This is a genomic window from Bacillus sp. Bvel1 (assembly GCF_014872755.1).
Lineage (GTDB): Bacteria > Bacillota > Bacilli > Bacillales > Bacillaceae > Bacillus > Bacillus velezensis.
The window spans coordinates 38,868-49,582 of sequence record NZ_JAAOBZ010000005.1; the positions used below are offsets into that span (position 1 = coordinate 38,868).

A 10,715-nucleotide genomic window follows, 5' to 3' on the forward strand; every position below is an offset into this window, starting at 1 on the left:
TTAGAGGAGATTAGGTGACAACCATGACGAAGTTAGTGAATGAAATGATTCTTGTTCTTGATTTCGGCAGTCAGTATAACCAGCTGATTACCCGCCGGATCCGTGAATTTGGCGTATATAGCGAGCTGCATCCCCATACGTTGACAGCTGAGGAAATCAAAGAAATGAATCCAAAAGGAATTATCCTTTCAGGCGGACCGAACAGTGTATATGATGAAGGATCTTTCCGCTGTGATGAAAAAATCTTTGAACTCGATATTCCTGTATTGGGCATCTGCTACGGCATGCAGCTGATGACTCATTACCTCGGAGGGAAAGTCGAGGCGGCAAGCCAGCGCGAATACGGAAAAGCGAACATTCAGATTCAAGGAACTCCTGACTTGTTCAAGGATCTTCCGGAAGAACAAGTTGTCTGGATGAGCCACGGCGACTTAGTCGTACAAGTGCCGGAAGGATTTACGGTAGACGCGACGAGCCATCACTGCCCGAACTCGGCGATGAGCAAAAAAGACAAAAAATGGTACGGTGTGCAGTTCCATCCGGAAGTCCGTCATTCAGAATACGGAAATGACCTTCTGAAAAACTTTGTCTTCGGGCCTTGTGAATGTAAAGGCGAATGGTCAATGGAAAACTTTATTGAAATCGAAATGCAAAAAATCCGCGAAACAGTCGGAGACAAGCAGGTTCTTTGCGCGCTAAGCGGCGGTGTTGATTCCTCTGTTGTGGCCGCTTTAATTCATAAAGCGATCGGCGACCAGCTGACTTGTATTTTCGTCGATCACGGCCTGCTTCGTAAAGGCGAAGCTGAAGGCGTCATGAAAACGTTCAGCGAAGGCTTTAATATGAATGTCATTAAAGTTGATGCGAAAGACAGATTCTTAAACAAGCTGAAAGGTGTTTCTGATCCTGAGCAAAAACGCAAAATCATCGGCAACGAATTCATTTACGTATTTGATGATGAAGCGGACAAGCTGAAAGGCATCGATTACCTTGCGCAAGGAACGCTTTACACGGATATTATCGAGAGCGGTACTGCAACGGCGCAAACGATCAAATCGCATCACAATGTCGGCGGACTTCCTGAAGATATGCAGTTTGAACTGATCGAGCCGCTGAACACCCTTTTCAAAGACGAAGTGCGCGCGCTTGGCACAGAGCTCGGCCTTCCGGATGATATCGTATGGCGTCAGCCGTTCCCGGGCCCTGGACTTGGCATCCGCGTACTCGGTGAAGTAACGGAAGAAAAACTTGAGATCGTTCGTGAATCAGACGCGATTCTGCGTGAAGAAGTGGCGAACCACGGCCTTGAGCGCGACATCTGGCAGTACTTCACGGTTCTTCCTGACATCCGCAGCGTCGGCGTCATGGGAGATGCGAGAACGTATGATTACACAATCGGTATCCGTGCCGTAACATCAATTGACGGCATGACATCTGACTGGGCGCGTATCCCTTGGGATGTGCTTGAAGTGATTTCAACACGGATCGTCAACGAAGTGAAACACATCAACCGCGTCGTGTATGACATTACGAGCAAGCCGCCTGCAACGATTGAGTGGGAATAAATGAAGATAAAAAACGTCTCTTTTAAAAAAGAGGCGTTTTTTTTTTCATCTTTTTGAAACCGTTTTGCCCCGATTCATATCTAACAGCATAGGAGGTGGATAAGGTGAAGGAAGAACGATTGATCAAAAAGGCGAAAAAAGGTGATGCCGCAGCCTTTGAAAAACTGATCACAACTCATCAGGAGACTTTATATAAAACAGCTTATCTTTATTTGCATCACAAGGAAGATACACTGGACGCTGTTCAGGAAACGGCTTACAAGGCTTTTCTTCATATCGCACAGCTGAAGGAGCCGAAATATTTTAAAACGTGGCTGATCCGGATTCTGCTACATACGATTTTTGCGATGAGGAAAAAGCACGGAGACGTCATTCCGTTTGAGCCGCAGCACGATACGCGCGCGGAGAATAAGAACATTGAAGAATACATAGATCTTCGGAATGCTCTGGAAACGCTTGATGAACATATACAGCTGACCATTCAGCTTTATTATTTTCAAGATTTCTCGATTGGTATGATCGCTGAACAGACCGGTATGGCGGAAGGCACTGTGAAAACGCATCTGCACAGGGCGAGAAAAGCATTGAAGCAGGAGCTGGAAAAGGAGGATAAACACATATGGAAAAGCATCAAATGAAGCAATTGTATCAGGACATTGACGTGCCGAAAGCTGAATTGAAAAACGTGATACACAGCGCTGCTGTCCGTGCCGGAAAAGAAGGCGCCGTCAGACGGAGATGGGGACGAAAAGTGATAAACGGCCTCGCGGTTGCTGCTGCTTTGTTTATTCTGTATCTGTCCTCAGGCTTGTTCATGCCCTCCGTTAACACGGCTATGGGAAACATTCCTGTTGCCGGACAAATTTACAGTCTGTTTCAGGATAAGGCAGGCTCTGCGCTGTTTAAAAGCAATTTGGTGACAAAACTGAACGAAAAAGCGGAATCACGCGGAATCACGGTGACAGTGAAAAGTGTGTATTACGACAGCGGACAGCTCGTTTATAACTTTATCGTTGATAATTTGAAATCAGATGAGGAGAGCATCTCTTTTCAAGTCGATTATAAAGATCCACGGAATATGTTAGCAGAGGATTATGACAGCAGTGATATGAAAAAAATGAAAGACGGGCGGTACGCGGGGCAGCTTCGCCTGTTCACGGACGGCTCAAAGCTGAAAGACGGTGATAAGCTTCCGCTTGTCATTACACAAATCAAGGATATCCCCGGAAACTGGCGCTTTACACTCCCTATTAAAAAACAAAAGTCCGTTTCTCTTGAAGGAACGAAAGCTGTGAATGTAAATCACGGATTATACCGCTTTTTCGATATCCGGGCGGAAAACGGAACGATGGGATCGGCCCTCCTGTATTCTATCGACTTCTATGATGCAGCCAAAAATGATGCCATCTCGATTGACGAAGCAACGGATGATGCTGGAAACCATTATGAAATGACGATGTCGAATATTGAACTTGGCGGCAGGAAGAATCTTCCCGGCGGCGGGAAAAGAATACGCGGCCAAACTCAATTCAGCAAACCGATAGACCCGAAAGCGAAAACACTTTTCATAACGGGCGATATAAAAACAGAATCAGAGCCGGGAGAAATCGTGCCTCTGAAAACAAAACTGCCCGTCAGTTATAAAACGAAACATCATCATGTCGGCATTACCATCAAAAAGATCAAACAGCAAGACAGACGGGTAATTGTCGATTATCAATTCAGCGGAATTGATGTAAGCAAGGCGGATGAAGATCAGCTGATGAATGTCGGTGAATCAATCGGTCTCGGCAATACGAAAAAAATGAAAACTTGGCCATCGCTTAATGAGTATGAAAAAGGCTATTATCTGAAAGGGAATAAGGCGAAAGTCACGAATCTTAAAAAGGGTGAAATGGAATCCGTTTTTGAATTAGATGATTCATCCGATAAAGACTATTCATTGCGCGATTTCTCATTCGATTCATATGCTTTGTACGTCAATCAAACGGTTATGAACTTGCTGGCGGATGACAAGGGGATCACATTCACGGTGCCGGTTCGGCCTGCGGACGGAAAATGATGCCGGGAAGGCGGCCCTTGCCGTCTTCCATTTTTGGTCAATTAACGAATAAACCAATTTTTTTTAACGGGATTGTTCGTTTTTTTATTGAGTTTTCAAAATTGAATTGATACAATAGACTCAGAAATCAAATATGCAGATATCGTATAATGGCGGGGATATGGCCCGCAAGTTTCTACCAAGCTACCGTAAATGGCTTGACTACGGATCAATCTCAATCGTTTGATATAAATAATCCATTCTTATTTATTCAGACTGAACGTATGTAGTCAAGCGTCCCAAATGTATTTGGGGCGTTTTTTATTTGGCGGATAACGGGCAGAATAAATGGGAGAGAATGAAGGAGGCAATTGGCTTGAAGCAATTTTTTCAGTTTGATGAGCTGGGGACAAGCTATCGTAATGAAATCATCGGCGGTTTAACGACCTTTTTGTCAATGGCGTACATTCTGTTCGTCAATCCGCTGACATTGTCTTTAAACGGTGTGAAAGGATTTCCCGAAGCATTAAAAATTGATCAGGGCGCGGTGTTCACCGCTACAGCCTTGGCATCTGCGGCCGGCTGTATTTTAATGGGGCTTATTGCAAAGTATCCGATCGCGATTGCGCCGGGTATGGGATTAAATGCGTTTTTTGCCTTCTCTGTCGTACTCGGCATGGGGATTTCATGGCAGGCTGCGCTTTCCGGCGTCTTGATTTCCGGAATTATCTTCGTGGCGCTTTCACTGACGGGATTGCGGGAAAAAATCATTAATGCGATTCCGCCTGAGCTGAAATTGGCGGTCGGCGCGGGTATCGGTTTGTTTATCACATTTGTCGGTTTGCAGGGTTCGGGCATTATTGAAGCGAACTCATCGACTTTGGTGTCTATCGGCAATATTCACAGCGGCCCTGTGCTGCTGACGGTTTTCGGTGTTATTGTGACGGTCATTCTGATGGTGCTTCGCGTAAACGGCGGCGTGTTTATCGGAATGCTTTTGACGGCGGTTGCCGGTATGATCTGCGGGCTGATTCCGGTTCCGACACACATTGTCGGCAGCGTGCCGAGTCTTGCGCCGACTTTCGGACAGGCGTGGATGCACCTTCCGGATATCTTCTCCGTACAAATGCTGATTGTCATTTTAACTTTCCTGTTCGTCGGATTTTTCGATACGGCCGGTACGCTGGTAGCTGTAGCGACACAGGCCGGGCTGATGAAGGAAAACAAACTTCCGCGTGCGGGAAGAGCGCTTTTGGCGGATTCAACATCAATCGTTATCGGAGCCGTGCTCGGTACGTCTACAACGACTTCTTATGTTGAATCCAGCTCAGGCGTTGCGGCGGGGGCGCGCTCCGGCTTCGCGGCTGTTGTGACGGGCATTCTCTTTTTGCTGGCGATGTTTTTCTCGCCGCTTCTGTCAGTTGTCACCACGAATGTGACGGCTCCGGCTTTAATTATCGTCGGCGCGCTGATGGTGGCGCCGCTCGGTAAGATCGCCTGGGATAAATTCGAGGTGGCTGTTCCGGCATTTTTAACGATGATTATGATGCCGCTGACGTACAGTATTGCGACGGGGATTGCGATCGGTTTTATTTTCTACCCGATTACAATGATCTGCAAAGGAAAAGGAAAAAGCGTTCACCCGATTATGTACGGGCTGTTCGTCATCTTTATCCTGTATTTCATCTTCTTGAAATAACGGAAAAACCGGCTGAGGAAAGCCGGTTTTTTGTTTTTGTCCTATTCCGTAAAACCAATACATAATATAAAACGTCATGTGGGTGTCTGGGTGAAGAAAACCGCTTGACTGTTTAAGGCCGCTTCGGTACCTTATATAAGTGTTTTATTTTCTTGCTAAACAAATTCCGCCGTATTTTTTTGATAGGAGTTGCTGACATGACGGAAGAAAGAAAAGAAACGTTGGAAGAAGAAAAACAGCATCAGGGAACTGATGAAGAACCGCTGTCGAGAATGTCCAGAAATGCGGGACGTTATCAAAAGCAAAAGAAAAAAGAAAAGGAACGGCGCCCGGCTCCGGCTTTTACGGAAAAACTCGCTTCTGCATGGGCCGCGGTCAAACGTTATTGCCGTTTCGCGCTGCGCATTTTGACATCACCGGTGAAGGTCGTTGGGGAAGACGGCTTTTCCCGCTTTAAATATGCTCTTATTTCAATGCTTGTATTCAGTATCTTTTTCTCAATCGGAAATTGGTTTCAGCTGAGGGCAAGCCAGCAAAGGCCTCTCGGATACGGGGAGCGGCATCATACGTTTTTTGACGGCTTTACCGTCGTTCTCGTGTATACGCTCGTCTTTTTTGCCGCTGCGGCCGGCGCGGTCTGGCTTGTATCACGTTATATGATGAAGCAGAAAATTACGATGCGGGATGCGGCCGCGGGGGTCGGATCGCTTTTGGTTCCGGCTGTCGCCTGCTCTATCGTGTGGATGATTTTCGCGATATTGAATCTGCCGGTCATCACCGTGGTGTTTACGGCGCTGACCTTGTTTCTGGCCGCCTCGGCGATGGTGCAGTTTGTGCAGATTCTATACAAATCGGCTGAAAAGCCTGCGGCTGACGTGATGTACTGTATTTCCGCGGCGGTCATCATTATGCTCGTTTTTACGGCTGTGACATGGCCGCTCATTTCCGAGTACTTTACTGCTTCGCTGATTCCTTTATAAGTCGAAATTTGTCTTTCATAATTTTTACAAATTTTTCTAATGAAGCGTGTTGTTTTGAGGACCCGGCCGAGATATGATGAGAGCAACAGCAATTCGAAAGCGGCACTACTCTTTATGATTCGGAAAGGGATGATGAAGATGGCCCCGTTGTTGCGAGAAGCCATTAATCGGAAAAAACAGCACCTGAGGACAAAACTGATCCGCTCAGGGTTTTATCAAGACCATGTTCAGGAACTGTCCGGGTACACGCTGAGTGAACTTGAGAAGGAATATGAAGCCGTCAAACGATTGAAAAAAGCCGAGCTTCACTGATAAGAGCTTGAGAGTCTGCCTTGCGGGGCGGGCTTTTTTTTCTTTTGAAAATGATGAAAAGAGGGTAAACTATCCTTAATTGAAAGATTGGCTTTTCAAAGTCAGAGGAGGGGAATCAGTGATGCAGACAATTTTATCCAACAGTATAGGTATGGTTCTCATTATTCTCATCATTAACATTATATATGTCTCTTTCTTTACGATCAGGATGATTCTGACATTAAAGGGACAGCGCTATTTCGCCGCAGGCATCAGTACAATTGAAATCCTTGTGTATGTGACCGGTCTGAGTCTTGTGCTCGACAATCTGAATCAAATTCAAAACGTCATTGCCTATGCGCTCGGCTACGGCCTCGGCGTCATAGTGGGAATGAAGATTGAAGAAAAACTGGCGCTCGGCTACATAACAGTCAACGTCATTACGAAGGAGCTTGATCTGGACCTGCCGAAACAGCTCCGGGAAAAAGGATACGGTGTTACAAGCTGGGTTGCGGGCGGACTTGAAGGAGACCGGACCGCCATGCAGATTCTGACGCCGCGCAAATATGAGCTTCAGCTGTATGATACGATTAAAACGCTTGATGAAAAAGCGTTTATCATCGCCTTTGAGCCGAAAACGATCCACGGCGGATTCTGGGTGAAAGCAGTGAAGAAGAGGAGAATTAAGGAATGACAAAGCCAAAAAAGAAACGGTTTGAAGTAACGGAACATGAAACGATTGACACCATTCTCACTTTAATGAAGGAAGAGGGGTATATGCCCGTCAGGCGGATGGAAGAGCCCATCTTTACAGAAAAGAAAGAAAATGGATCAATTCAAGTCGTTCCTTGCGGGAAAAAAATCGTATTTGAAGGGAAATTGATCTAAACACGAACATTAAAAGAAAGAATTTTTATATCGTTCGATAATGTCGTTGACATTATCCAAGTCCGTTGTTAAGATAAACATGAAATCAAAACACGACCTCATATAATCTTGGGAATATGGCCCATAAGTTTCTACCCGGCTGCCGTAAACGGCCGGACTATGCAGGAAAGTGATAAACAGCTGACATGGATATCGCAGAAGCGAACGACTGACGATACGCGCGCCATGCCCGGTTTGTATTGCTTCCTCATAGTTGCAATATAAGCCGGGCTTTTTTTTCTGAAAAACAAAGCATGAGAAGGTGGGAACAGAATGCAGCCGCTAGCAGGAATCATCATGGGAAGCACCTCCGATTGGGAGACAATGAAACATGCATGCGACATACTTGACGAACTTCACATTCCTTATGAAAAACAGGTAGTATCCGCGCATCGGACGCCTGATTTGATGTTTGAATATGCAGAAAGCGCCAGAGACAGAGGCTTAAAAGTCATTATTGCCGGAGCCGGTGGAGCGGCGCATCTGCCGGGTATGACGGCGGCCAAAACGACACTGCCGGTGATCGGCGTACCGGTTCAGACAAAATCGCTTAACGGGCTTGATTCTCTTCTGTCTATCGTACAGATGCCCGGCGGCGTGCCGGTCGCGACAACGGCGATCGGAAAAGCGGGCGCAGTGAACGCGGGTCTGTTAGCCGCGCAGATTTTGTCGGCATTTGACGGTGACATTGCGGATAAACTAGAGGCGAGAAGAAATGCGACAAAACAAACGGTGCTGGAAAGCAGTGATCAGCTTGTCTGATAAAAAAACGATTTATCCCGGCGCCGTCATCGGCATTATCGGAGGCGGACAGCTCGGAAAAATGATGGCTGTCGCCGCAAAACAGATGGGCTATAAAGTCGCAGTCGTCGATCCCGTGAAAGACTCGCCATGCGGACAGATCGCCGATATTGAGATTACCGCCCAGTACAATGACCGTGAAGCGATTCAAAAATTGGCCGGAGTCAGTGACATCATTACGTACGAATTTGAAAATATCGATTACGAGGCGCTCAACTGGCTCAAAGAACATGCATATCTTCCCCAGGGAAGCGAGCTGCTGCTTATCACCCAAAACAGGGAAACGGAAAAAAAGGCGATCCAGTCAGCAGGCTGTCAAGTCGCTCCTTATCGGATCGTAAACAGCGGACGGGAGCTTGAGGAAGCTGTTCAGTCCCTGGGGCTCCCGGCGGTGCTGAAAACATGCCGCGGCGGATATGACGGCAAAGGCCAATTTGTCATTAAGGAAGAAGGACAGACAGACGAAGCGGCCGCGCTGCTAGAAAACGGCACGTGCATACTGGAAAGCTGGGTATCATTCCGGATGGAGCTTTCCGTTATCGTGACGAGATCGGTGCACGGTGAGATTTCAACCTTTCCGGCTGCTGAAAATATCCACAAAAATAATATTCTGTTCCAAAGCATCGTGCCCGCGAGAGCGGAGGAAACGGTTCAAAAGCGGGCAGAGGCGCTTGCCGTTCAGCTCGCGGAGAAATTGGAGCTTGTCGGGCCGCTTGCGGTGGAAATGTTCGTCACAGAAGACGGAGACCTTTTGATCAATGAACTGGCGCCGCGTCCTCACAACTCCGGGCATTATACGCTCGACCTTTGTGAAACGAGCCAATTCGAACAGCACATCAGAGCGGTATGCGGACTTCCTCTCGGCAGAACCGATCTTCTCAAACCGGGAATGATGGTGAATCTGCTCGGTGAGGAAGTGAAGCTTGCGGAGGAGCATACGGAGCTTTTAAAAGAAGCCAAACTGTACCTGTACGGAAAACATGAGATTAAAAAAGGGCGCAAAATGGGGCATATGACATTTTTGCGGAAGCCTGATGAAACATGGATTCAGGACATCACGAACATATGGATGAAAAGAGACGGAGGACGAGCATAATGATCGAACGTTATTCAAGACCTGAAATGTCCGCGATCTGGACGGACGAAAACAGATACCAGGCATGGCTGGAAGTCGAGATTTTAGCCTGTGAAGCCTGGGCTGAGCTTGGCGTCATTCCGAAAGAAGACGTCAAGGTCATGCGCGAAAACGCGTCTTTTGACATCAACCGGATTTTGGAAATCGAGCAGGATACGCGCCATGACGTCGTTGCATTTACCCGCGCGGTTTCAGAATCATTAGGCGAAGAAAGAAAATGGGTTCACTACGGCCTGACGTCAACAGATGTCGTGGATACCGCTCTTTCCTATCTATTAAAACAGGCGAATGAGATCTTGCTCAAGGACATTGAGAGATTTGTTGACATTATAAAAGAAAAAGCGAAAGAACATAAATACACGGTCATGATGGGCCGCACGCACGGCGTACACGCGGAACCGACGACTTTCGGCCTGAAGCTCGCGCTTTGGCACGAAGAAATGAAACGCAACCTTGAACGTTTCAAGCAGGCAAAAGAAGGGATCGAAGTCGGGAAGCTTTCCGGCGCGGTCGGCACATATGCAAATATTGATCCGTTCGTAGAGCAGTATGTCTGTGAAAAACTCGGGCTGAAAGCGGCGCCGATTTCCACTCAGACATTACAGCGCGACCGTCATGCGGATTACATGGCGGCACTGGCTTTGATCGCGACGAGCATTGAAAAATTCGCAGTGGAAATCCGCGGTCTCCAAAAGAGTGAAACACGTGAAGTGGAAGAGTTTTTTGCTAAAGGACAAAAAGGCTCATCGGCTATGCCTCATAAACGGAATCCGATCGGGTCGGAAAATATGACGGGCATGGCGCGCGTGATCCGCGGGTACATGCTGACGGCATACGAAAATGTACCGTTATGGCATGAGCGTGATATTTCTCATTCATCAGCTGAGCGCATCATTCTTCCTGACGCGACAATCGCGCTGAATTACATGCTGAACCGATTCAGCAACATCGTCAAAAACTTAACGGTATTCCCGGAAAATATGAAACGCAACATGGACCGCACACTCGGTTTAATCTATTCTCAGCGCGTGCTGCTCGCTTTAATCGACACGGGTCTGCCTCGTGAAGAAGCATATGACACGGTTCAGCCGAAAGCGATGGAAGCATGGGAAAAACAAGTGCCGTTCCGCCAGCTTGTCGAAGCGGAGGAAAAAATCACGTCCCGCCTCACACCGGAACAGATTGCCGATTGCTTTGACTACAATTATCATCTGAAAAACGTCGACTTGATCTTTGAGCGTTTAGGTTTATAGAAGAAGCCAGCCGGAGGCGGCTT

General features: G+C 47.2%; 11 protein-coding genes and 2 riboswitches. All 11 genes read left to right on the forward strand.

Annotated features, from left to right (window positions below):
• Window positions 1–23: 23 nt before the first annotated feature.
• The 11 genes from guaA to purB all read left to right on the forward strand — a co-directional run bounded on the left by guaA (window position 24) and on the right by purB (window position 10,692).
• A complete protein-coding gene (guaA, locus tag HAP68_RS03030; RefSeq protein ID WP_003155784.1) occupies window positions 24–1,565 on the forward strand; it encodes a glutamine-hydrolyzing GMP synthase in 1,542 nt (513 codons plus the stop codon).
• Window positions 1,566–1,669: 104 nt separating this feature from the next.
• Window positions 1,670–2,203, forward strand: a complete 534-nt coding sequence (locus tag HAP68_RS03035; RefSeq protein ID WP_003155783.1) for a sigma-70 family RNA polymerase sigma factor — start codon at window positions 1,670–1,672, stop codon at window positions 2,201–2,203.
• A complete protein-coding gene (locus HAP68_RS03040; protein WP_024084974.1) occupies window positions 2,185–3,627 on the forward strand; it encodes a DUF4179 domain-containing protein in 1,443 nt (480 codons plus the stop codon). Before HAP68_RS03035 ends, HAP68_RS03040 begins: the two co-directional genes overlap by 19 nt.
• Window positions 3,628–3,749: 122 nt before the next feature.
• Window positions 3,750–3,851: riboswitch (purine riboswitch) on the forward strand.
• A 131-nt stretch (window positions 3,852–3,982) separates the two neighbouring features.
• Window positions 3,983–5,305 (forward strand): NCS2 family permease, encoded by a 1,323-nt coding sequence (locus HAP68_RS03045; protein WP_003155780.1) that lies wholly within the window; start codon window positions 3,983–3,985, stop codon window positions 5,303–5,305.
• A 197-nt stretch (window positions 5,306–5,502) separates the two neighbouring features.
• Window positions 5,503–6,285 carry a hypothetical protein gene (locus HAP68_RS03050; protein ID WP_014304542.1) on the forward strand — a complete coding sequence of 261 codons (783 nt, stop codon included), beginning with the start codon at window positions 5,503–5,505 and terminating at the stop codon, window positions 6,283–6,285.
• Window positions 6,286–6,423: 138 nt separating this feature from the next.
• Entirely contained in the window at window positions 6,424–6,597 is a 174-nt protein-coding gene (locus HAP68_RS03055) for a Fur-regulated basic protein FbpA (protein WP_003155777.1), read from the forward strand.
• Between the two features lie 118 nt (window positions 6,598–6,715).
• The gene (locus HAP68_RS03060; RefSeq protein ID WP_003155773.1) at window positions 6,716–7,270 is read left to right on the forward strand and encodes a DUF2179 domain-containing protein; all 555 of its coding nucleotides are present in this window, start codon (window positions 6,716–6,718) and stop codon (window positions 7,268–7,270) included.
• Window positions 7,267–7,464, forward strand: coding sequence for an NETI motif-containing protein (locus HAP68_RS03065; RefSeq protein WP_003155772.1), 198 nt, complete (start codon window positions 7,267–7,269; stop codon window positions 7,462–7,464). The genes HAP68_RS03060 and HAP68_RS03065 overlap by 4 nt, the downstream gene beginning before the upstream one ends.
• Window positions 7,465–7,542: 78 nt before the next feature.
• Window positions 7,543–7,644: riboswitch (purine riboswitch) on the forward strand.
• 132 nt (window positions 7,645–7,776) lie between these two features.
• On the forward strand, window positions 7,777–8,265 hold the full coding sequence (gene purE, locus HAP68_RS03070) for a 5-(carboxyamino)imidazole ribonucleotide mutase (protein ID WP_003155768.1): 489 nt from the start codon (window positions 7,777–7,779) through the stop codon (window positions 8,263–8,265).
• Window positions 8,219–9,400 carry a 5-(carboxyamino)imidazole ribonucleotide synthase gene (gene purK, locus HAP68_RS03075; protein WP_046341137.1) on the forward strand — a complete coding sequence of 394 codons (1,182 nt, stop codon included), beginning with the start codon at window positions 8,219–8,221 and terminating at the stop codon, window positions 9,398–9,400. Before purE ends, purK begins: the two co-directional genes overlap by 47 nt.
• Window positions 9,400–10,692 (forward strand): adenylosuccinate lyase, encoded by a 1,293-nt coding sequence (gene purB, locus HAP68_RS03080; RefSeq protein ID WP_007408896.1) that lies wholly within the window; start codon window positions 9,400–9,402, stop codon window positions 10,690–10,692. The genes purK and purB overlap by 1 nt, the downstream gene beginning before the upstream one ends.
• The last annotated feature ends 23 nt before the right edge of the window (window positions 10,693–10,715 follow it).

Bases quoted from the DNA above. Each gene is read 5' to 3' on its own strand.
- guaA (WP_003155784.1), top strand. From the start codon at position 24: ATGACGAAGTTAGTGAATGAAATGATTCTTGTTCTTGATTTCGGCAGT.
- HAP68_RS03040 (WP_024084974.1), top strand. From the start codon at position 2,185: ATGGAAAAGCATCAAATGAAGCAATTGTATCAGGACATTGACGTGCCG.
- HAP68_RS03050 (WP_014304542.1), top strand. From the start codon at position 5,503: ATGACGGAAGAAAGAAAAGAAACGTTGGAAGAAGAAAAACAGCATCAG.
- HAP68_RS03055 (WP_003155777.1), top strand. From the start codon at position 6,424: ATGGCCCCGTTGTTGCGAGAAGCCATTAATCGGAAAAAACAGCACCTG.
- HAP68_RS03065 (WP_003155772.1), top strand. From the start codon at position 7,267: ATGACAAAGCCAAAAAAGAAACGGTTTGAAGTAACGGAACATGAAACG.
- purE (WP_003155768.1), top strand. From the start codon at position 7,777: ATGCAGCCGCTAGCAGGAATCATCATGGGAAGCACCTCCGATTGGGAG.
- purK (WP_046341137.1), top strand. From the start codon at position 8,219: ATGCGACAAAACAAACGGTGCTGGAAAGCAGTGATCAGCTTGTCTGAT.
- purB (WP_007408896.1), top strand. From the start codon at position 9,400: ATGATCGAACGTTATTCAAGACCTGAAATGTCCGCGATCTGGACGGAC.